Raw genomic sequence first — 21,284 nt, forward strand, 5'->3', positions numbered from 1 at the left:
CACGCGCTCGAGTCCGATCTCACTGTCCGCGTCATCGTACCACTCGTTGGCCGTGTGTGCAGCGCTGCCGGTACCACCGGCACCGATCGCGATGGCCGGGATGCCGCGAGCGAGCGGCACGTTCGCATCGCTCGATGCCGATGCGGATTGCGGAATGCGTCCCACGGCGCGTGTCGCCGACGCGGCGGCCAGCACGAGGGGATGCCGGTTGTCGATCATGCCCGTCGGCCGGTCGCCGAGGGTCGTGATAGCGTAGTGCACCGCCCGCGCCGGTTCGCGAGCGGATTCGTCATGTATCACGCGCTGCACGATGCGCTCCAGTTCGATGCTCATGGTGTGGAGCCGCACCGGATCCAACGAGCGCATGTCGACATCGATCCAGGCCTGCATCGGCACACCGGTGAGATGTTCGCCACCGTGCATGCGCGTCATGGCCACCACGCCACCGGGGCGCGAGGCGTCGGCGAGACGCGCGATCGCCGCAATGCAGGCGCCGGCGGCGTGCACGGGGTTGGGCGTGGTGGCATCGGCCCAGCTGTGTCCACCCACGCCGGTGAACGTGATGCGCCGTCGGCGCGCACCGACGGCGTGGTGCACGATGGTACAGTCCCCGGGGCCATCGATCGCCACGGCCGCCGCCGGTAGGCAACTTCGCCCGACGGCGTCGTCGAACCACCGTGAGGCACCGCGAAGATTCCCTTCGCCTTCTTCGCCAACCGTGAGAACCAGTTCGATCGGCCGCTGCAAGCGGGTGCGCACGTCGGGATCCTGCAGCACGCGCGCCAGCACCGACATGGCCGCCAGTCCGCGTCCATTGTCGCCAATCCCCGGGCAGAATGTGCGCGAGCCTTCCTGGCGTACGGTCAGCGGCTGATCGGCGTCGAAGACCGTGTCGAGGTGGGCGAGACACACCAGCGGCCCGGGCGCGGCGCACTCGACTGCCCCCATCGGTGCGACAGCAGGTTCCACCCGCGTGATCACATTGCCCGCGCGCTCTCGTGTGACGAGTTGGCCGCACGCACGCCAATCCTGTTGCAGCAGCGCCGCCCGATCGCTTTCGTTCCCTGTCGGTGCGGCGATGCGGGCGATGGCGATTTGTTGCTCGAGAATCCACGCTCGCCGGTTTCGCCAGGTTTCCAGCATCGGCGTGAGCCAGTTCTTCCCGGAGTCCGCCGTGGTCATCGTGTGAGTTCCATCCCGCCAACCCCGTCACCGACGCCTCCACCGCGCTGGATGCCGACTCGTAACGTGTTGGCCCTCGCCGCCGTGAGTTTTCTCACCGACGCGTCGAGTGAAATCATTGCGCCGCTGCTGCCGCTGTTTCTGGTAGGCACGTTGGGCGCGACGGTGAGCATGGTGGGCCTGATCGAGGGGGGTGCCGAAGCGGTGGCGTCGCTGCTCAAGCTGGCCAGTGGATGGTGGTCAGATCGGCTGTCCCGTCGCAAGCCGTTGATCGTGGCCGGCTACACGATCGCGTCGCTGGTGCGCCCGTTGGTGGCGATAGCACAGAGTGCGTCGCAGGTGCTGGCCATCCGCCTGGTGGACCGGGTGGGGAAGGGGATCCGCGGCGCCCCGCGTGACGCCTTGCTGGCCGCGTCCACGCCGGTGGAGTTTCGTGGGCGCGCGTTCGGTTTTCACCGGGCGGCAGACCACGCCGGCGCCGTGGTCGGTCCGCTGATCGCGCTCGCGTGTTTGCACTGGCTCGGGATGCCGGTCCGACACGTGTTCTGGGTAGCCGCGATTCCCGGAGCGTTGGCCGTGATGGTCGCAATCGCGTTCGTCCGTGAGGAACGAGGCGGCGCGACGCCTGCGCCGGGCGCTTCGGCGCCGATCGCGTCGGCGAACGTCGTATCGGGAACGGAACCCGCGACCGCGTTACCGCGGTCATTCTGGCTCGCGATGGTTCCGATTCTCGTGTTCACGCTTGGCAACTCGACCGACGCCTTCCTACTGCTGCGGGCGTCGCAGCTCGGTGTACCCACGGCGCTGATTCCGTTGGTGTGGGTGCTGCTGCACCTGGTGAAGAGTGCCTCGAGCACGCCGGCGGGCGCGTTGTCTGACCGCGTGGGTCGTCGACCGTTGATCGTGGCCGGCTGGGGGCTCTACGCGGCCGTGTACGCCGGTTTCTCGCTGGCGACCGACCCGTGGCATGCCTGGGCGCTGTTCGGCGTGTACGGCGTCGTCTTCGGCCTCACCGAAGGCGCGGAAAAGGCGCTGGTGGCGGACCTCGTTGCGGCACCGCGTCGGGGCACCGCGTTCGGCTGGTATCAGGCCACCGTCGGTGTGGCGGCGCTTCCGGCCAGCATCGTGTTCGGCGTCGTCTGGGATACCTACGGGTCGCCGACCGCATTCGGGATGGGGGCGGCGCTCGCCGTCGTGGCCGCCGTGGTCATGTCGCTGATCGTGCTGGCCCCACCCGAAGCGTAAGGGTCAGCAGCAGCGAGAGCCGGGTTGCTTGTATCGGTCCACCAGGCGCTGCTTCTCGAACGCCCGCGCATCGAGCGGGGTGCAGCCGGGATGTTTGCGCTGCATGTGCGCAAGGTACGTCTCGTAATCGGGCGCGCCGATGATTCGATGCACGGTCGCGATCCAACGACGCATCCTGACTTTCCACGGCGTGGTGTTCGCAGTGTGTGGCATGGCGTGATGGTGAGAGGCACCGCTGTGACACGAGGGTGACCTCGGTCCTGCTGGCTCGTAGGGTGGGAGAGCACCCGCGTCAGGTCGGTCGGCGCGCGGCCTATCCGTAAGTTCGTTCGTGACCCGCCTTTTTGCGAGAGCCAAAGCCATGCCATGCCCCTGCCGACCTCGATGACGACGAGTCGTCTGCTGATCCTCTCCCTGCTTACGGTTTCGGGTGCGGTAGTATCGGCAACGGCGGCGAGCGTGTACGCGGCGGGAGAACCCGCCCGTCGGCTTCCGCACGGTGCGCGCATGGCAGGACGCATCGACCGGCTCACACCCGCTGTGCTCGCCGCCGCCGCCGATCCCACGCAGCGGACGGACGCCCGCGCGCAGCTGCTCGATGCCATCACCGATGGCGCCTGCTTCAGTACCCGCGAAATGCTGTTCGGCGCGTCGGCCGACCGGCACGCGGCCCTCGATCGCGCCATCAACGCCATGCCAGGGATTCCGGAGGCGCCGACGCTCCGCCAACAGCTCCATCAGCGACTCGACGCGTTCACCGCCGGCGCGCCGCGACTGCACGCCGCAACGGTCACCGCCGGCCAGTCGGAGGTCGCCATGCTGCGCTGGCTGTTGCCGCACACGATCGAAGCACGCGTCGAGTACTGCCACGCGGTGGCCGACTAGGCGTCCACCAGCTGCGTGCGCACGTACGGCGTTTCGCTGGATACCGCCGCCTTGCTGCCGTTGATCACCTTCATCCATTCGATGATCGACGCGGTCAGAATCACGACCACCGACACAAGGAAGAATCCGGCCACGGCCGCGTCGAGTCGGTCATTGAAGATCAGCCGCTGCGCTGCGGCCAGTGTCTTGATGTTCGCCGGGAGCGTACCCGCCGCGATCTGCCCTTCGATCAGTCGCGCATGCGACAGGAAGCCGAGCTTCGGGTCGCTCGACCAGATCTTGAGCACGCCGGCCGTCGCGGTGACAATCACCAGCCACGTGAGTGGAATGATGGTGACGAACGCATACTTCGCCTTCCCCATCTTCACGATCACCGTCGTGCCGACACACAACGCCACGGTCGCCAGCAGTTGATTGGAGATGCCGAACAGCGGCCACAGCGAGTTGATGCCGCCCAGGGGATCCGTCACGCCCTGGTACAGGAAGTACCCCCACATCGACACGAATAGCGCAGAGCAGAGTACCACGGCCGGATACCAGGACACGCGACCGAGTGGCTTGTACACGTTGCCGAGCAGATCCTGCAACATGAAGCGGCCAACGCGCGTGCCGGCGTCGAGTGTGGTCAGAATGAACAGCGCTTCGAACATGATGGCGAAGTGGTACCAGAGTGACATCGCCGATTCGCCGCCGAGCGCGCGCGAGAACAGGTGCGCCATACCCACTGCGAGACTGGGTGCGCCACCCGTGCGGGACAGGAGAGAATTCTCGCCGACCTGACGCGCCAACAGTTCGAGATCGGCCGCCGAAATGGTTTTGAACAGGGCCCAGCCGTTGATGGTGTCGGCCGCACTCATCGCGGTGGTTCCAATCACCGCCGCCGGCGAATTGATCGCGAAGTAGATGCCGGGCGTGAGCACGCACGCGGCGATCAGCGCCATCGTGGCCACCAACGACTCGATGAGCATCGAGCCGTATCCGATCAGACGCGCATCGGGTTCACGACGCAGCAACTTCGGCGTCGTGCCGGAAGAAATCAACGCGTGGAAACCCGAAATGGCACCGCACGCGATCGTGACGAACACGAACGGGAACAGCTTGCCGGCGAACACCGGTCCGGTGCCGTCGATGAACTTCGTGACCGGCGGCATCTCCATGTCCGGGAGCACCACGAGGATGCCGACGCCGAGCGCCAGCACCACGCCGATCTTCACGAATGCCGACAGATAGTCACGGGGCGCCAGCAGCATCCATACCGGCAGCACCGAGGCAAAGAAGCCGTACACCATGATCAGGAGCGACAGCGTCACGCCACTGAGCGTGAATACCGGCGCCCACGTGGCCGACTCCGATACCCACTTGCCCGCATACAGCGACAGGAACAACAGCACCAGACCGCCGGCGGTCGCCTCGAGCACCCGACCCGGACGGATCCAACGCAGATACACGCCCATCAGCATGGCGATCGGGATCGACAAACCGATCGTCACGGTTCCCCACGGGCTGTCGCGCAGCGCGTTCACGACGACCAGCGCCAGCACCGAGATCAGGATGATCATGATGCCGAGGATCGAGACGAGCGCCACGGCACCGGCTACCGTGCCGATCTCTTCCTTCGCCATCTGGCCCAACGACTTGCCGTCGCGGCGGACCGAGGCACAAAGGATCACGAAGTCCTGAACCGCTCCACCCAGCACCACACCCACCAGAATCCAGAGGGCGCCGGGCAGAAAGCCGAACTGGGCGGCCAGCGTGGGTCCGACCAGCGGGCCGGGACCGGCGATGGCGGCGAAATGGTGGCCGAACACGATCCACTTATTGGTCGGCACATAGTCACGACCGTCATCGAGGCGCTCGGCCGGCGTTGACCGGGTGGCGTCGAGACCGAAGATGTCCGCGGCGATGAACCGACTGTAGAATCGGTAGGCGATGAGGTAGGTGCAGACCGCCGCGGTCAGCAACCACGCGGCGCTGATCGTCTCACCCTTGTTCAGGGCGACGGTGGCGAGGGCGCCAGCGCCGAGCACGGCGATGGCGATCCACGGGACCTGTTTGAGCAGGCCAGAGCTAGGGGAAGCGGAGGACATGGCATACGGTGTACGCGCTTGTACCTGCTGCTGTCAATGCAGAACGCTGCGAAATCCGGGAAAATGGGGCAGGGCGTGCTCCGCTTTGGACGTGCCGTCCGCTGATCTGCGGCTTTCCAGCGCGCGACTTCACCTCCCACCACTGCCCGACGATCTTATTCGACATGGCTACTTCCGTAACGCTTATCCCCGGCGACGGCATCGGACCGTCGATCGCCGACGCCACCGATCGCATTCTGGCCGCTGCTGGCGCCAATGTGGACTGGGACCGCCAGGTCGCCGGTATGGCCGGCGTGGCGCGCTGGAACGATCCGATCCCCGACGCCACACTCGACTCGATCAAGCGCACCCGCGTGGCCCTCAAGGGCCCCCTCGAGACCCCGGTCGGCGACGGCTTCCGCTCCATCAACGTCGCCCTGCGGAAGACGTTCGACCTGTACGCCAATGTTCGCCCCGCGCACACGATCGTGCCGGGTCGCTTCGACAATGTGGACATTGTGCTGGTGCGCGAGAACACCGAAGGGTTGTACATCGGGGTCGAGCACTACGTGAAGATCGGCGATGATCCGAAGGCGGCCGCAGAGTCGGTGGCGATCATTACCCGGTTCGGATCGGAGCGCATCGTGCGCTACGCGTTCGAGTACGCCATCGCGCACAACCGCAAGAAGGTCACGCTCGTCCACAAGGCGAACATCCTCAAGTTTTCGCAGGGGCTGTTTCTCGATGTCGGACGCATGATCGCCCGCGAGTACGAGGGCCGCGTACAGTTCGAAGAGCGGATCATCGACGCCATGGCGATGCACCTCGTGATGCGCCCGGAGCAGTTCGATGTGGTCGTCACCACCAACCTCTTCGGCGACATTCTCTCCGACGAGATCTCGGGCTTGGTGGGCGGACTCGGACTCGCGCCGGGTGCCAACTTCGGCACGAGCACCGCGATCTTCGAAGCGGTGCACGGTACGGCGCCGGATATCGCGGGCAAGAACATCGCGAATCCGGGCGCACTCGTGCTCGCGGCGTGCATGATGCTGGATCATATCGGCGATCGCGGACGCGCTGATCATATCCGGGGCGCCTTTGAAGGCACCATTCGTGATGGAGCTGTGCTCACACGCGACCTTGGTGGCACGTCGACCACCGACGAGTTCACCGATGCGGTGATCGCGCGCCTTGGCTGATCGATCCGCCGGTGAGATCGCGGGCGCGGCTCTCGATTCAGCTCCCGATTCGGCTCTCGTGCGCGTCCTGCACATCTCGGATATTCACTGCGGTCGCCCGTTCGTGGACGCGCACGTGGCCGCCGCGCTCGAGATGGCGGCCGCGTCGCGTTTCAACGCGATCGTGATCTCCGGCGACTTCGCGCAGCGCGCCCGCATTCATGAGTTCCAACGCGCCCGCGAGATTCTCGATCGGTTCCGTGCGCTCGCGCCGACCATCGAGGTGCCGGGCAATCACGACACCGCGTGGTGGAGTGCGCCGTTCGGCTGGGGCGATGCCGGTCGGCTGCACGAGCGCTACAGGCACTACATCAATCCGCTGCTCGAACCAGTGGTGCGCGTGCCGGGTGTGTCCATGGTTGGACTCAACTCCGCGGCCGGCATGCTGCCGCAGGCGGTCACCTGGTATCCGCGCGACTGGCGCGTGAAGGGCGGACTGACCACCGCGCAGTTGGAGTGGGCGGCACGCGAACTCGCCGCCAGTCCGGTTGGCGATCTGCGCCTTATGGTGCTGCACCACAACGTGGTGCGCGGGCGCCTGTCGCGTCGCTGGGGCCTCAAGCGGCCGGAAGCGACGCTCGACCACATCGCCGCCATGTCGGTCGACGTGGTGTGCACGGGGCACGATCACGAGGAGCAGACCGACGTCGTCCAGCGCACGACCGGACGATTCATCGTGAGCGGCGCGAACACGCTGTCAAACCGCATGCGCAAGCAACGGCCGTCAGCGCTGAATGTGATCGAGGCGACGGCCGCGCAGGTGACGGTGCGTGCCTGGGGATTCCAGGACGGCGAGTTCGTGCCGGGGCCGATGTCCACCACGCTCGACAGGGGTTAGGACACCATGTCCACCACGTCACACATTCTCGGTCTCCATCACGTCACGCTCGTCGCCGGCAATGCACAGCGGACGGTTGACTTTTACTCTCGCGTGCTCGGTCTCCGGCTAGTCAAGACGACGGTCAACTTCGACGATCCCGGCAGCTATCACCTGTACTTCGCCGACGACACGGGCGGCGCGGGCACGGTCGTCACGTTCTTCGAGTGGCCTCGGGCTCCGCGTGGCCGTACCGGCATTGGCGGCACGCACCATGTCGCGCTGCGCGTAGCCGAGCGAGACGCGCTGCTCCGCTGGAAGCGGCGTCTGACCGATCTCGGACTGCGCGTGCGTGGTCCGTACGATCGGCAATATTTCACGTCGATCTACTTCCGTGATCCGGACGGCGTCATTCTCGAGATCGCGACCGATGGTCCGGGCATGCTGTTCACCGAGCAGGCCGGGACCACCATCCAGCGCACGCCGCCGGCGGAACTGGTGCGCGGAGGTCGTGACGAAGCGCTGATCGCGACGCTCACGTGGCCGGAGTCGGTCACGACAATCGATCCATTCATGGCGCTGACTCGCGGCATGCATCACCTCACGGCCATGACCGCGAATGTGGAGCGCACTGACGAGTTCCTGCGTGGTGTGCTGGGCATGACGTTGGTGAGGCAGACGGAGAACTTCGATGATCCCGGTACGCGCCACTGGTCGTGGGGCAGCGCCGATGCGCGTCCCGGCTCGCTGGTCACGTATCTCGAGCGTCCGGCCACCGAGCAGCGCTCGCACATGGGCACGGGGCAGGGGCATCACTACGCACTGGCGGTGGCCAACGAAACCGAACAACTCCTGTTTCGCGATCGGCTGCTCGATGCTGGCGTCGACGTGTCGCCGGTGATGGACCGCGTGTACTTCAAGAGCATCTACACCAAGGATCCCGACGGACACATCGTGGAGCTGGCCACGTATGGCCCCGGCTTCCTGGTGGACGAGCCGGTGAGCACGACGGGATCCACACTGCGGCTGCCGCCCTGGCTCGAGGAGCATCGCGAGCAGATCGAGGCGCACATCGAGAACATCGACCGTGCGCCGTGGCCCTACGATGGATTCGACGGCGACGGGGGGATGCGCTCGCACTCCGGCCGATCGCTGCCGATTCCCGAAACGATGGAAGGGAGTTCATGACCCGCGAAATGCTGGGTCCGCACGCGGGGGTGCTGCCGCTGGTGGCGGGTAGTCCACTTGAAAAGGCGTCGTACGCGCTCGTCCTGGTGCACGGACGCGGCGGCAGCGCCGAGGGAATGCTGCCGATCGCCAAGGCCGCGAAGGCGACCGGTGCCGCGCTGGTGGCGCCCGCCGCAGTGGGAAACAGCTGGTATCCGAAACGATTTCTCGATCCTCGGGAGCAGAACGAGCCGTGGCTTGGCAGCGCGCTAACTTCGGTCGGTGCGGCCGTTGATTTCGTCCGGGCGGCGGGGATCCCGAGTGAGCGCATCATTCTGGTGGGTTTTTCGCAGGGCGCCTGTCTGACACTCGAATACACAACGATGGCGGCCACATCGTCGGTGCGCTTCGGCGGGGTGGCGGCGCTGGCGGGCGGATTGATCGGCGATCCCGCGGTGCCTCGTAACGATTACGGCTCGCTCGGCGGCACGTCGGTGCTGCTCGCGTGCGGCGATGCCGACCGGCACATCCCAGAGGCGATCGTGCGGTCGTCGGCCAACGTATTCCGCGCACTTGGGGCGACGGTCGATCTGCGGATCTACCCGGGAATCGGTCACGACATTGTCGGTGACGAGATCGACGCGCTCGCCGAAATGGTCGACACGTTGCGCGGAACCCGGTAAGAGGCGCATCTTCCGCCGCGATGAGCAGCCGGCACACGCAATTGGGTTTCGACTTCATCGACGCGGTTCCGGCCGCGTCGGAATCATCGTCGCCGATGGCGACGCGTCCTACGACGCTGGTGGCAGCGCCGGCCCTGGCGCCAGCCGCATCGCCGTCATTCACACAGTCGGTAACCGCCACGGTGTCGCAGCTGTTCACGCAGCTGTTCTCTCCGGTGCTCACGCCGGCATTCGTGCCCGTTCCGCCAAGGCCGGTGGCCGACGGCACGCGTCCGGCTCGTGGTCGCACCGCCGTGCGTGCCCGCACCGCCGTGCTCTTTTCACGTCTCGAGGATCTCGGTCTGCGCGGCGTCGATGCCCTGGTGCTCATGCGCACACGCACGGTGATGGTGTCGCTGATCGGACGTACGTTGCGCATCCACGAAGGCTACGCCGAAGCGCCGGAATCCGTGTTGCGCGCAATCATCGCGTTCGCGACCGCGCGCAACAAGACGGAGCGCGCCACGACGCGCGAAGCGATCCTCGCCTTCGACGTGGAGCGCGGGCCATCCCTACGCCGACAGGAGCCGGGGCGTCCCGGTGATGTGGCCATGATCGCGCAACTTCTGGAAGCGCATCGCAACCTGAGCGAGAAGTGGTTCGACAGCGCGCTCTCGGTCATTCCGCTGCGGTTGTCCGGGCGGATGGCCACCCGACTCGGCCACTACGATCCGGGTTCGCGCCACACGCCCCCTGAAATCGTGATGTCACGCACGCACATCACGCGACACGGTTGGCGTGAAGCGATGCATACGCTGCTGCATGAAATGGTGCACCAGTGGCAGCATGAAACCGGTCAGCCGGTGGATCACGGCACGGCATTCCGGCAGAAAGCGCGCGACGTGGGGATTACCCCGGCGGCGAGACGGGATGTCACGCCGCTCGAGAAGAAACGCACAGCCACCGGGTGATTCGTGATTACGGCGCCGTCACCACCACGGTGATCGTGCTCAGGTAGTTCGCCGCACCGCTCGACGTGCCGGTAATCGGAAGGACGTACACCCCGACCGGCGTGATGGACGTGGTCGCAACCGTGATCGCCACCGATGTGCCGGTTGCCGGATTCGGCGTGAAGGTGAGCGTCATGCCGGTCGGCGCGCCGGTGGCCGTGAGTTGCACACCGCCGGAGAAACTATTTTGACGCGACACCGTGATAGCGCTGGCCACCAACTGTCCGGCCGGGACGGTCAACGCGGCTGGCGACGTGAAGAAGCCAAAGCCGGCCGTGGTGGACGGAGCTACGGTCAGGGCGATCGTCTGCGTCTGTGCGCCCACACCGGTGCCTGCACCACGAATGGTGATCGTGCTGAGTCCCACCGTGGCCGTACTGGCTGCGGTAAACGTGAGCGTGGTCACGCGACTCGCACCAATGATTGTCGCCGGTGCGAACGCCGCCGTGACACCATTGGGCAGCCCCTCGGCCGACAGCGTGACATCGCCGGTGAACGTACCGATCCGATTGATCACAATTGGAATCGTGGCGGCGGCGCCCTGTGCCGCAATCGCCGTGGTCGCGCTGGCCGACAGCGTCAGCCCATTGCTGGACACCGTGAGTGGCAGTGTGGCCGTGCCGGCGGTCACATTGCTCCCTGTGGCCCGCACCGTAATCGTGCTGGTGGCCGCCGACGCAGTAGCGGCGGCGGAGAGCGTGAGCACGCTGCTCGTGGTCGATCCATCAACCGCGTTGGGTGCGAAGGTCGCGGTGACACCGGTCGGGAGATTCTCCGCCGTAAGGTTCACGCTGCCTGTGAATCCGCCGCCACGTGTCAGGGTGACAGGAACGGTCGTGCTGCCGCCGACCACGACGGCCGAGGCCGTCTGGCCGAGAGTCACACCGAGAATGCCGGCCGGATTGACGATATCATCGTCGGAGCAGGCGGCGGTCAGAACCGCGGCCGAGAGCAGAAACGGAAACCATGCTTTCATCGAAACGTCTCGCTTGAACAGGCGGAGAAGTAGGTCGCGCAGCTTTGCGCATCCGTGTCCGAACAGTCACCGGCAAGTGTCGGTCCGGTATTCTGTGTTATGTGATGTAGGTCGGACTATCGACAGACTTTCGTTCAAAAAACAACGCCACCGTTCGCGTACAGCGAACGGTGGCGTTGTGCGATCTGCGGTGTCGGCGGTGCGCTACGGTGCGATCGTATTCGTTCTCGTGCCGAAACGCAACGAGGCGTCTTCGGTGACGGACGTTCCAGTGAAGCTCGACAGAAAGCCCGTCGCGGTGGAGGACCAGGTGGTCGAGGCACTCGACAGCGCCCAGGACGTACTGAAATCAGCCACGCTACTGAAGTGTGGAAGCGCCATCGTCCATGTCGACGCACCTGAGCCGGCATAGCTGCGAGACGTCGTCACTGTCCAGTTGTTGCTGTTTGTGGACTGCTGTTGGTAACTAATGCTCACGTTGTCGGCGTATTCCGACTGCCAAGCCCCCGTTGCCGAGAAGCGCACATATGACGAGGAGCCGAGCGACGTGACGCTGGGCTGCGTCATGAGCGGGCCCAGCGTAATCGTGCGGTTCACGAGATTGCGATTGAACTGAATCACGGCGCGCGTCGGTGCTGTAGCGCTGGCACCGGATACAGCGAAAGCAATCACTTGGTGAAAATCGCCAGACTGCGTGTTGGCGCTCGGCACGCCGTAAACGGCAAACGGTCCGGTGCCGGTGCCATTCAGCGCACCAATGCCGAACCCGCCTGCCGTTCCGTTCGCCGTTACAAAGCCAGACGTCACGACTACGTTGTCGGCGCCGGCGTTGCCGACGGTATACTGGGCGTTCGCGATCGCGAACGATTCCGCGCCCAGGAAGTCGATGACCGGAACCGTAGAGTTAGGAGCGTAGTTGACGTTGCGCCGCAGCACACCGCGGTCTGGGGGGTTCAGCGTAAACGTCGTCAGATTAAAGCCGCCACGGTATGCCAATACGTCCGTCGTCCCATCATCCACGCCGGTGATCGTGTAGGCGGTCGAGGGGAACGATACGGTGGCGCTGCCGCCACCGATGCCGACGTTCGCGGACTGTCCGGCTGTGGCTAGTCCGGCCACCGTTCCCGACAGGGATTTGGTCGCTCGGTTCGCCACGCATTCGTTGGACGCGCCAGCGGTCGTCTCCGCGAGCGACAAGTACTGCACCGTCACCGACGTACCCGTGCCGTTGCCGTTCGTCTGCGCATACGCCACGCCGCCGATACTGCCGGCCGAGAAGCTGAACACGCGGTTCGTCGTTCCCGTAGACGTCACACGCGTCCATGCGCCGCCGGTGCCGTTTTGGACGGCGAACCACAACGGGTACACGCTCGCGTCACAGAATGTCCAGTTCACGTTCCCCGTACCACCGCCCGGTGCCGTAACCGTCAGCGCCACGTTAGCCGTCACGTTAGCCGTCACGTTGGCCAAACCGGTCGCCGTTCCCGTGATCACGCCCGTGTAGCTACCAGCCGTCACTGAGCCACCAACCGCGAGCGTCAACGTCGACGTCGTACCGGTCACTGCCGCCGGATTGAACGTTGCGGTCACACCCGCCGGCAATCCGGTCACCGCCAAATTCACCGTGCCCACGAAGCCCGCACCACGCGTCAGCGTGACCGTGCTCGTCCCGTTCGCGCCTTGCTGTGCGCTCACGGCGGTTGCCGCCATGGTGTAGGTCGGCGTCGGCGCCGTCGCGGTGACGGTGAGATTCACCGTGGCCGTCTGCGCCGTTACTCCCGTGCCCGACGCGGTCACGGTCACGGCCGCGGTGCCGACCGTGGCCGCCGTCGTGGTGGTCAGCGTGAGCGTGCTGGTCAGCGTCGCCCCGGTGGGCGTGGCCGGCGCAAAGGCTGCCGTGACACCGGCGGGAAGTCCCGTGGCGGCCAGTGACACATCGGCCGCGTATCCACCAGCGCGTGTGATCGTCACGGCCGTTGTCGTCGCGTTGCCAGCTGCGACGGAAAGTGCCGTCGGCGCCGCAGACACCGTAATGCCGGGTGTCGCTGCGACCGTCACCGCTATCGTGGTGGTCGTCGCCGTCACCCCAGTGCCGGTACCGCGGACCGTGAGGTTGTAAATGCCGGGTGCGGCCGCGCCGGTGGTGGAGATCGTGAGCGTGCTGCTGGTGCCCGCGACGAGTACTGGATTCGTCGAGAACGCGCCCGTTACTCCCGCCGGTGCGCCTTCCAATGCCAGCGCGACGTCACCGACGAAGCCGCCGGTGCGTGAGACGCCGATGGCCGTGATGCCAGTGGTACCCGCCACGATGCTCACGGCAGCTGGGGTCGACGTCAGCGATACGGCTGGCGTGGACGCCGCCGTGAGCGTGAGCGCCAGTGACGCCGTCTGGGTAGTGACACCAGTGCCGGACGCGCTGACGACTACGGTGCTGGCCCCCGGTGCGGCGTTGCCCGCAACGACCAGGGTGAGCGTGCTCGAGGTCGACCCAGCCGCGATCGTCGCTGGTGTGAACGTCGCGGTCACTCCGGTGGGGAGGCCCGTCGCGGCCAGCGTCACCGCATCGGAGAAGCCGTTGGAGCGCGTGATCGTGATCGGCACGGTGGCCGAGAAGCCGGCCACGATGGAGGTTTTGCCGCTGCCGGCGGTAAGTGCCACCGCAGGCGTCGGAATCGTGAGGGAGTAAGTCGTCGCGCTACTCGCGGTCCCGGTCAGCGGCGTCGGCGTGATGCGGGCCGTCACGCCCGCATGGAGGTTCTCGGCGGTAATAGAAACCGAGCCGGTGTAACTCCCAACACGGCTCAGCGTCACGGTCGTACTTCCGGACGCCCCACGCGCTACGGTTCCGGACGTGGCCGAAAGCTGCACGCCAATGCTTTGCGCTGGCGGCGGCGTGATCGGGTCATCGCCCCCGCTGGAGCAGGCGGCCACGGATAACGCGAATACTGGGGTAGTGAGAAAAGTCGTCCAGCGTGGCATCATCGCCTCACGAATGAAAAGTCATCGTGATGGAACCACGGAAGCGATGTACTGTTTGCCTTTGTGTCAACCAAACCCGACCATCAGGTCACCTTCGTCTCGCGACGCACTAGATTCCATTCAAGACTCCCCGCTCCTCCAGCTGAAAGGCTTTCCAAATGGCGACTGATCTCCTGTTCGTGAGCGCGATACCCGCGCTGCCCTCTGTCGAGCTGAAGGCGCATGCCGCCGATCTGTTCAACATTGATGCCGCGCTGACCGAAGAAGAGCGCTCCATTCGCGACACGATCCGCAAGTTCGTCGACGAACGCGTGCTGCCCATCATCGGCGACTGCTATGTGCAGGGTCGCTTTCCCGACGAGCTCATTGGCGAAATGGCCGAACTCGGCGTGCTCGGCGCCAACCTCCCCGAGGAGTACGGCTGCGCCGGTCTCTCGAGCGTCGCCTACGGCCTGATCATGCAGGAGCTCGAGCGCGGTGACTCCGGAATCCGGTCGTTCGCCTCGGTGCAGGGCGCGCTGGTCATGTATCCGATCTTCGCCTTCGGCTCAGAGGCGCAGAAGCAGCACTATCTGCCCAAGCTCGCGAAGGCGGAAATGATCGGCTGCTTCGGTCTCACGGAAGCCGACTACGGATCGAATCCCTCGGGCATGATCACCCGCGCCAAGCAGCAGGCCGACGGTAGCTGGATCATCAACGGCGGCAAGATGTGGATCACCAACGGATCCAAGGCGCACGTCGCCATCATCTGGGCCAAGACTGGCGACAGCACCGAGGACAGCAACGACGACAGCAGCATCCGCGGCTTCGTCGTGGATACGTCGCTGCCAGGCTTTCATGCGAAGGATCAGCACGGCAAGCTCTCGCTGCGCGCCAGCCACACGTCGGAGCTGGTGCTCACCGATGTGCATGTGCCGGCCGACGCACTGCTGCCCGAATCGAAGGGGCTCAAGAGTCCGCTCATGTGCCTCACCCAGGCGCGGTACGGCATCTCTTGGGGCGTGCTCGGCGCTGCCATGGCATGCTTCGAGGAAGCGGTATCGTATGCCAAGACGCGCGTGATGTTCGACAAGCCGATCGGAGGCTTCCAGATCCAGCAGGTCCGTCTGGCCGATATGCTCACCGAACTCACGAAGGCGCAGTTGGTGTCGCTGCATCTGGGACGCCTCAAGGATGCCGGCAACTTCACGCCCACACAGGTGTCGCTGGCTAAGCGCAACAACGTGAATATCGCCACCGACATCGCCCGCGAAGCGCGTCGTCTACTCGGTGGCAACGGCATCCTCGCCGAGTACGGTGCGATGCGTCACATGGCGAATCTGGAGAGCGTCTACACGTACGAGGGCACGCACGATGTGCATTCGCTGATTCTCGGTCAGGCGATCACGGGACTCAGCGCGTTCAAGTAGGGCCGAGCGGCGCGTTTAAAAGGTGACGGTCCCGTCGCATTGCCGGCGGAGGTGTCCGCGCCTAGCTTCCGCCCTGCGAAGTAGTTCCAACCCCTCAGCCTCTTTTACGGAGTTTCCGCGGTGAAGATCGCCGTGTGCATCAAGCGCGTCCCGGTTATGGAAGTGAAGTTCGCCATTACCGCTGACGGCTCCCGCGTTGACAACGCGGGCCTCAAGTACGACATCAACGACTTCGATCTGTGGGCGATCGAAGCCGCGCTGCAGCTCAAGGAGAAAAACGGTAACGTCGGTGAAGTGGCCGTGATCTCCCTCGGACCGGATGCGGCTTCGGAGCAGATTCGGAAGGCGCTCGCCATGGGTGCCGATCGCGGTGTCCTGTTGAAGGCCGACAGCATTCCGGCCGACGGTCTCGCCATTGCGCGTGCGCTGGCGGCCGAGATCAAGGAGGGCGGCTACGACCTCGTTCTCTTCGGACGCATCGCCATCGATTCGATGAATCAGATGACGGGCCCGATGGTCGCCGAACTGCTCGACTTGCCGTGCGTAACCAACGTCTTCAAACTCGAGATCACCGGCTCCACCGGTCGTGCTGAGCGCGCGCTGGAAGGCGCCACTGAAGTCGTGGAGTTCCCGCTTCCGGCAGTGCTCACGATCGACGACGGCCTGAACAAGGAACGGCTGCCGTCGCTCAAGGGCATCATGGCGGCCAAGAAGAAACCGCTCGACGTGAAGCCGGCACAGCTCGGCGACGCGAAGGTGACGGTGCACAAGATGGCGCTGCCCCCCGAACGCGCGGCCGGACGCATCCTTGGCGACAGTTCAGCCGCCGTGCCCGAGCTCGTACGACTCCTCCAGACCGAAGCGAAGGTGCTCTGAGATGGCCAACGTCCTCGTATTCGCAGAAGTACGTGGCGGCGACCTGCGCAAGGTGGCGCTCGAGGCCGTGACGGCCGGTCGTGCGCTCGCCGAACTTTCCGGTGGTGGCAGCGTGCATGCGCTGTTGGCCGGTGATGCCGGTATCGGTGCCAAGGCCGAGTCGCTGGCGCAGCATGGCGCCGACTCGGTGCTCGTGCTCGAGCACGCCGGATTCGCGATGTACAATCCCGAGGCCCTCGCGGCCACGGTCGCCCAGCAGCTCGGTAGCGGGACCTATGGCTACGCACTGTTCAGCGCGACGGCGCAAGGACGCGATCTCTCGCCGCGTGTGGCGGCCAAGATGGGTGTGGGACTGGCGGCCGATCTTACCGGCTTTACGGTGGAAGGCGGCATGGTGCTGGGTCAGCACTTTAACATGAATGGCAAGGTGATCGTCACGTTGGCGCTTGCGGGCACGCCGGCGCTGTTATCGGTCCGTCCGGCAGCGTTCCAGCCGGCGCTGGCCCCCCGTGCGCTGGCCACGACGTCGATCACGTCGGCCGCCGATCCGTCGGCGTCGCGTGTGAAGGTCGTCGAACTCAAGCAAGGCAACACCGGCAAGCTTGATCTCAATGACGCGCCGGTGATCGTGGCCGGTGGTCGTGGACTCAAGGCCCCCGAGAACTTCAAGCTGTGCGAAGATCTCGCCGATGCCTTCGGTAACGCGGCGGTCGGTGCTACGCGCGCGGTCACCGACGAAGGATGGCGCCCGCATTCGGATCAGATCGGACAGACGGGACGTAACGTGAGTCCGACCCTGTATGTCGCCGTCGGGATCTCCGGCGCCATTCAGCATCTGGCCGGCATGCGCACGTCGAAGACAATCGTGGCGATCAACAAGGACAAGGATGCCCCGATCTTCAAGATTGCCGACTACGGTATCGTTGGTGACGTGTTCGAAATCATGCCAGCGCTCACCGCTGCCGTGAAGGCTGTCAAGGCGCAGGGCTGATCGGAACCATGGGGGTCTCGAATCTTGTCTTCGCGGTCATTCTTGCCGTCGCGCTCGGGTTTTTCGCTCGAAGCGCGAAGCGCCTGAACCGTTGGCTGCACATCGGCCGCGATGAAGTCCTTACCGACCACCCCGGTCAGCGCACGAAGAATTTCCTGCTGATCGGGATCGGGCAAAGCAAGATTCTGCGCGACCCCGTTGGTGGCATGATGCACGCCCTCGTGTTCTGGGGCTTCTGCGTCCTTGGCCTCGGCACGCTCGAGATCATGATTCAGGGGCTCTACACGCCCTTCACCTGGGACGTGATTCTCCCGCGGTTCCTGTACCTGCCGTACGTGGTGTCGCAGGAGATCTTCGCGGTCTTCGTGCTGGTCCCCGTGGCGTACCTGCTGTACCGTCGGTTGGTGATCAAGCCGAAGCGCTTCGCCGAGGTGAGCGGCGCCGACGCCGTGTTCATCCTCAGCATGATCGCTATTCTCATGATCACGCTGTTGCTGCTGTTCGTGATGGAGTTGCGCACGGGCGCGTCGACCGACGGACGCATCATCTCCGGTTTGCTGCTGCCCCTGTTCGGTGGCGTGTCGCCAGAGACCGCACACGTGGTGGCACGCGTGTCGTGGTGGATTCACGCCGTGCTGATTCTGTACTTTCTGAATCACTTGCCGGGCTCGAAGCATCTGCACGTGCTCACGTCGCTGATCAACGTGTGGTTCTCCAACACGAGCGGCCCGGGCCGCATCGGCGCGATGCGTCCGATGGATCTCGAAGCGGAGAACGCCGAGCAGTTCGGCGCGGCCGACGTGGAGCATCTGACTTGGAAGAATCTGCTCGACGGCTACTCGTGCACCGAATGCGGTCGTTGCACGGCGGTATGTCCGGCAAATATTACCGGCAAGCTGCTCTCGCCGCGCATGATCGTGGTGAAGACCCGCGCGCGACTCACGGAAAAAGCCACGACGCTCGACGCGATCGCGACCGGCGGCGGTACGGCCACCGAAGAGCAGACGGCGGTCCTCGCCAAGAATCTCCTCGACGACTGGATCACCGAAGAAGAACTCTGGGCGTGCACCAGCTGCCGCGCCTGCGTGACGGAGTGCCCGGTCAGCATCGACCAGCTCGACATCATCAACGAGTTGCGTCGCGACCTGGTGCTCATGGAGTCGCGCTTCCCCGACGAGCTGGCGCCGGCGCTTACAAGTCTCGAGCGCAACGGCAGTCCGTGGGCGTTCAGCGCGTCGGACCGCGCGCAGTGGGCCGAAGGGATGGACATCCCCACGATGGCCGAGTTGGTGGAGAAGGGCGAGAAGGCCGACATTCTGTTCTGGGTCGGTTGCATGGGTTCGTTCGACGATCGCGCCAAGAAGATCACGGTGGCGTTCGCGCGCATCCTGCAGGCGGCAAACGTGCGCTTCGCGATCCTCGGACAGGAAGAGACCTGTCATGGTGATCCGGCCCGTCGCATGGGCAACGAGTATCTGTATCAAATGCTCGCCAAGGGCGTTATCGAAACGCTCGATGGTTACAACGTGAAAACCATCGTCACGTTTTGTCCGCACTGCTTCCACCAGATGGGCAGCGAGTTTCCGGACATCGGTGGGAACTACGAAGTCATTCACCACACCGACTACATCGAACGGCTGCTCGAGGCGGGACGCGTGCCCCTCGACACCGAGCATGGCCAGCGGCTCAAGGTGGCGTATCACGACTCCTGCTATCTCGGTCGCTACAACGACATCTACGATGCGCCACGCAACGTGCTCAAACGCGCGCTGCCGATCATGGAGCTCGTGGAGCCGCCGCGCACGAAGAGTCGCGGTCTGTGTTGCGGAGCCGGCGGCGGTCGCATGTGGATGGAAGAGAACGTCGGCAAGCGTGTGAACGTCGAACGCAGCGAAGAGCTGCTGGCCACGGGCGCCGATCAGATCGCGGTGGCCTGTCCCTTCTGCATGACGATGATCACCGATGGTGTCACGGGAGTCGGCAGTACCGTGCCGGTGCTCGATATCTCCGAAGTGGTCGCCTCGCGGCTAATGCCGATCGTGCCAGCGTAGCGACTGTCTACGGCCGGATTTCGAGGTCGGCTTGCGCGGCGGTCAGGGCCTCGCCGCCGAAATTCACCACGGCGTAGATCGTGTACTTGCCGGGCGGGAGTGCCGGCATCATCACGCGGAAAGTCTCGCGCCGGCCTGCTTCGATCCGCTTTCCATCCATCAACGGCACGACCACGACCAGCGAGTCGTCGCCGACCCGCACCTGCACCTCGCCGATGATATCGGTGGCCGTTGTGCCGGTGTTGCGGTAGCGCACTTCGAGCAACTTACCTTTCACGAACATGTCGCTCACTTCGCCGTCTACCGTCGCCAACGGCAATGCTGGTGCCGAGGCCGCAGCTGATGTGGGCGCGGATTGCGCTCGGACCGCTGCCGCCGGCAACAGAGCCAAAAGCGCAAAGAGCAGAATCATGAGCGCCAGCAGCGGCGCACGAAGCCAGGGGATACGCGTTGGCGAGTTCATACCCCCGCTACTGGAAGGATGATGCCCGCCGCGCTTCAGAGGGGAGACCGCTTGCCCGAGGCCGTGACTGTAGAGTGGCTGCCACACTGAGTGCGGGACAGACCCGTCAGCGGCGCGGCTGTTGGACGAGATCGACTTTCCACATAGCCTCTCTTTTTATCACGACGCCGTGAGTCAAACCGTTCGCGCCAGCTCTTGAGTTGGTAGAGGCCAATGTCCGACATGCCGCAGTGGGCGCTTGGTGACGCACCCGAAGGGTCGCTCCTGGCGGCCATCGTGGAGACCGCGGGCAGCGTCATAGTCGGTCTGCACCCGGATCACCGCATCTTCGCGTGGAATCGAGCCGCCGAGGACCTGTACCAGACGCCGCGCGCTCAGGCGCTGGGCAAGGACTACGTTGCGATGTTCATCGCGCCAGAGCATCAGGCTGCGGTTGCCATCGACATTCAGGCCGTCCTCGCTGGCAAGCGCACCCTCAACTTCGAAGACGACTCGATCCTCCCCGACGGACAGCGACGCACGCTACTCTGGAACGTGACGCGCGTGCTCGACAAGGCCGATGCGCCGGTCGGCATCGTGGCCGTCGGACAGGACATCACGGAGCGCAAGGAGGCCGAAGATCGCTTCCGGCTGGCCTTCGTACACGCTCAGGACGGTCTGCTTATTTCCGATCAGTCGGGCGTCGTGGATTGCAACCCGGCCGCACTCAGCATGCTGGGACTCACCGACAAGGTGCAGATCATCGGCCGACGGCCGGCCGATTTCTCTCCGCCGGCTCAGCCAGACGGGACGTCGTCCGACGAGAAGTCGCGGGCTCTTGGCGTCGTGACGCTCCAGCAGGGGGCGCACACGTTCGACTGGGTGCACCAGCCGCCCGATGGCACTGAGGTATCGGTCGAAGTGAGTGTGCGACACACGATGCTCTCTGGACGCCGCGTGTCGGTGGTGGCGTGGCGCGATCAGTCTCGGCGTCTGGAACTCGATCGCGAACGCGCTACCGTGCAGCAGCGACTTGATCTCGCACAGAAAATGGAGGCGGTTGGGCAACGCGCTGGCGGGGTCGCGCACGACTTCAACAACCTGCTGGCGGCGATACGCAATGCTGTCCAGCTCGCGAGCTACGAACTACCCGACGACAATCACACGCGGGCCGATCTCGAAAGCGCGCGGTACACCGCCGAGCGTGCCGCCGGCCTCACCCGACAACTGCTGGCGTTCAGTCGGCAGCAGACGCTCTTGAGCGAGTGCATCGACCTCGCCGGCCTGG

General features: G+C 65.0%; 18 protein-coding genes. 12 read left to right on the forward strand and 6 right to left on the reverse strand.

The features are described from left to right. Window positions 1-1,182, reverse strand: a 1,182-nt coding sequence (locus ACESNG_RS02810; protein ID WP_373067710.1) for a M20/M25/M40 family metallo-hydrolase, incomplete at its 3' end; no start/stop codon positions are given. 51 nt (window positions 1,183-1,233) lie between these two features. Between ACESNG_RS02810 and ACESNG_RS02815 the strand changes: the two genes are divergently transcribed. Then, window positions 1,234-2,427, forward strand: coding sequence for an MFS transporter (locus ACESNG_RS02815; RefSeq protein ID WP_373067713.1), 1,194 nt, complete (start codon window positions 1,234-1,236; stop codon window positions 2,425-2,427). Window positions 2,428-2,430: 3 nt separating this feature from the next. Here the strand turns inward: ACESNG_RS02815 and ACESNG_RS02820 are convergent, their stop codons facing one another. Further along, the gene (locus ACESNG_RS02820; protein ID WP_373061572.1) at window positions 2,431-2,640 is read right to left on the reverse strand and encodes a YbdD/YjiX family protein; all 210 of its coding nucleotides are present in this window, start codon (window positions 2,638-2,640) and stop codon (window positions 2,431-2,433) included. Between the two features lie 153 nt (window positions 2,641-2,793). Here ACESNG_RS02820 and ACESNG_RS02825 point away from each other — a divergent pair, with 153 nt between their 5' ends. Further along, window positions 2,794-3,312 carry a hypothetical protein gene (locus tag ACESNG_RS02825; RefSeq protein ID WP_373067715.1) on the forward strand — a complete coding sequence of 173 codons (519 nt, stop codon included), beginning with the start codon at window positions 2,794-2,796 and terminating at the stop codon, window positions 3,310-3,312. Here the strand turns inward: ACESNG_RS02825 and ACESNG_RS02830 are convergent. Continuing rightward, window positions 3,309-5,399 carry a carbon starvation CstA family protein gene (locus tag ACESNG_RS02830; protein WP_373061576.1) on the reverse strand — a complete coding sequence of 697 codons (2,091 nt, stop codon included), beginning with the start codon at window positions 5,397-5,399 and terminating at the stop codon, window positions 3,309-3,311. The two genes, ACESNG_RS02825 and ACESNG_RS02830, sit on opposite strands and share 4 nt — an antisense overlap. Before the next feature lie 164 nt (window positions 5,400-5,563). Here ACESNG_RS02830 and ACESNG_RS02835 point away from each other — a divergent pair, with 164 nt between their 5' ends. Genes ACESNG_RS02835 through ACESNG_RS02855 form a run of 5 tightly spaced genes read left to right on the forward strand, consistent with a single transcriptional unit; the run spans window position 5,564 to window position 10,233 of the window. Then, a complete protein-coding gene (locus ACESNG_RS02835) occupies window positions 5,564-6,577 on the forward strand; it encodes an isocitrate/isopropylmalate dehydrogenase family protein (protein WP_373067717.1) in 1,014 nt (337 codons plus the stop codon). After that, a complete protein-coding gene (locus ACESNG_RS02840; RefSeq protein ID WP_373061580.1) occupies window positions 6,570-7,454 on the forward strand; it encodes a metallophosphoesterase in 885 nt (294 codons plus the stop codon). The genes ACESNG_RS02835 and ACESNG_RS02840 overlap by 8 nt, the downstream gene beginning before the upstream one ends. 6 nt (window positions 7,455-7,460) lie before the next feature. Next, window positions 7,461-8,621, forward strand: coding sequence for a VOC family protein (locus ACESNG_RS02845; RefSeq protein WP_373061582.1), 1,161 nt, complete (start codon window positions 7,461-7,463; stop codon window positions 8,619-8,621). Then, window positions 8,618-9,283, forward strand: a complete 666-nt coding sequence (locus ACESNG_RS02850; RefSeq protein WP_373061584.1) for an alpha/beta hydrolase — start codon at window positions 8,618-8,620, stop codon at window positions 9,281-9,283. The genes ACESNG_RS02845 and ACESNG_RS02850 overlap by 4 nt, the downstream gene beginning before the upstream one ends. A 20-nt stretch (window positions 9,284-9,303) precedes the next feature. Next, on the forward strand, window positions 9,304-10,233 hold the full coding sequence (locus ACESNG_RS02855; protein ID WP_373067720.1) for a SprT-like domain-containing protein: 930 nt from the start codon (window positions 9,304-9,306) through the stop codon (window positions 10,231-10,233). A gap of 7 nt (window positions 10,234-10,240) precedes the next feature. On the opposite strand, the gene ACESNG_RS02860 is transcribed toward ACESNG_RS02855, so the two are convergent. Continuing rightward, the gene (locus tag ACESNG_RS02860; protein WP_373061588.1) at window positions 10,241-11,248 is read right to left on the reverse strand and encodes a hypothetical protein; all 1,008 of its coding nucleotides are present in this window, start codon (window positions 11,246-11,248) and stop codon (window positions 10,241-10,243) included. 204 nt (window positions 11,249-11,452) lie between these two features. Then, complete coding sequence (locus ACESNG_RS02865; RefSeq protein WP_373067722.1) at window positions 11,453-14,230, reverse strand: beta strand repeat-containing protein; 2,778 nt, start codon at window positions 14,228-14,230, stop codon at window positions 11,453-11,455. 155 nt (window positions 14,231-14,385) lie between these two features. On the opposite strand from ACESNG_RS02865, the gene ACESNG_RS02870 reads away from it, so the two are divergent. The 4 genes from ACESNG_RS02870 to ACESNG_RS02885 all read left to right on the forward strand — a co-directional run bounded on the left by ACESNG_RS02870 (window position 14,386) and on the right by ACESNG_RS02885 (window position 19,554). Continuing rightward, complete coding sequence (locus ACESNG_RS02870) at window positions 14,386-15,636, forward strand: acyl-CoA dehydrogenase family protein (protein ID WP_373067723.1); 1,251 nt, start codon at window positions 14,386-14,388, stop codon at window positions 15,634-15,636. Between the two features lie 120 nt (window positions 15,637-15,756). Beyond that, window positions 15,757-16,512: an electron transfer flavoprotein beta subunit/FixA family protein gene (locus tag ACESNG_RS02875; RefSeq protein WP_373061594.1), complete on the forward strand. Its 756-nt coding sequence runs from the start codon at window positions 15,757-15,759 to the stop codon at window positions 16,510-16,512. A gap of 1 nt (window position 16,513) precedes the next feature. Continuing rightward, on the forward strand, window positions 16,514-17,503 hold the full coding sequence (locus tag ACESNG_RS02880; RefSeq protein WP_373061596.1) for an electron transfer flavoprotein subunit alpha/FixB family protein: 990 nt from the start codon (window positions 16,514-16,516) through the stop codon (window positions 17,501-17,503). A gap of 8 nt (window positions 17,504-17,511) precedes the next feature. Continuing rightward, window positions 17,512-19,554: a heterodisulfide reductase-related iron-sulfur binding cluster gene (locus ACESNG_RS02885; protein WP_373067726.1), complete on the forward strand. Its 2,043-nt coding sequence runs from the start codon at window positions 17,512-17,514 to the stop codon at window positions 19,552-19,554. 7 nt (window positions 19,555-19,561) lie between these two features. Here ACESNG_RS02885 and ACESNG_RS02890 read toward each other — a convergent pair whose 3' ends face one another. Continuing rightward, a complete protein-coding gene (locus ACESNG_RS02890) occupies window positions 19,562-20,017 on the reverse strand; it encodes a hypothetical protein (protein ID WP_373061600.1) in 456 nt (151 codons plus the stop codon). 213 nt (window positions 20,018-20,230) lie between these two features. On the opposite strand from ACESNG_RS02890, the gene ACESNG_RS02895 reads away from it, so the two are divergent. After that, window positions 20,231-21,284: PAS domain S-box protein (locus tag ACESNG_RS02895; protein WP_373067728.1), on the forward strand; the 1,054-nt coding region annotated here is incomplete at its 3' end.

Origin of the sequence: Gemmatimonas sp. (genome assembly GCF_041689975.1) — a bacterium.
Lineage (GTDB): Bacteria > Gemmatimonadota > Gemmatimonadetes > Gemmatimonadales > Gemmatimonadaceae > Gemmatimonas.

Coding starts and splice junctions, on each gene's coding strand:
- ACESNG_RS02815 (WP_373067713.1), top strand. CDS start 1,234: ATGCCGACTCGTAACGTGTTGGCCCTCGCCGCCGTGAGTTTTCTCACC.
- ACESNG_RS02820 (WP_373061572.1), bottom strand. CDS start 2,640: ATGCCACACACTGCGAACACCACGCCGTGGAAAGTCAGGATGCGTCGT.
- ACESNG_RS02825 (WP_373067715.1), top strand. CDS start 2,794: ATGCCCCTGCCGACCTCGATGACGACGAGTCGTCTGCTGATCCTCTCC.
- ACESNG_RS02830 (WP_373061576.1), bottom strand. CDS start 5,399: ATGTCCTCCGCTTCCCCTAGCTCTGGCCTGCTCAAACAGGTCCCGTGG.
- ACESNG_RS02835 (WP_373067717.1), top strand. CDS start 5,564: ATGGCTACTTCCGTAACGCTTATCCCCGGCGACGGCATCGGACCGTCG.
- ACESNG_RS02845 (WP_373061582.1), top strand. CDS start 7,461: ATGTCCACCACGTCACACATTCTCGGTCTCCATCACGTCACGCTCGTC.
- ACESNG_RS02850 (WP_373061584.1), top strand. CDS start 8,618: ATGACCCGCGAAATGCTGGGTCCGCACGCGGGGGTGCTGCCGCTGGTG.
- ACESNG_RS02855 (WP_373067720.1), top strand. CDS start 9,304: ATGAGCAGCCGGCACACGCAATTGGGTTTCGACTTCATCGACGCGGTT.
- ACESNG_RS02860 (WP_373061588.1), bottom strand. CDS start 11,248: ATGAAAGCATGGTTTCCGTTTCTGCTCTCGGCCGCGGTTCTGACCGCC.
- ACESNG_RS02865 (WP_373067722.1), bottom strand. CDS start 14,230: ATGATGCCACGCTGGACGACTTTTCTCACTACCCCAGTATTCGCGTTA.
- ACESNG_RS02870 (WP_373067723.1), top strand. CDS start 14,386: ATGGCGACTGATCTCCTGTTCGTGAGCGCGATACCCGCGCTGCCCTCT.
- ACESNG_RS02880 (WP_373061596.1), top strand. CDS start 16,514: ATGGCCAACGTCCTCGTATTCGCAGAAGTACGTGGCGGCGACCTGCGC.
- ACESNG_RS02885 (WP_373067726.1), top strand. CDS start 17,512: ATGGGGGTCTCGAATCTTGTCTTCGCGGTCATTCTTGCCGTCGCGCTC.
- ACESNG_RS02890 (WP_373061600.1), bottom strand. CDS start 20,017: ATGAACTCGCCAACGCGTATCCCCTGGCTTCGTGCGCCGCTGCTGGCG.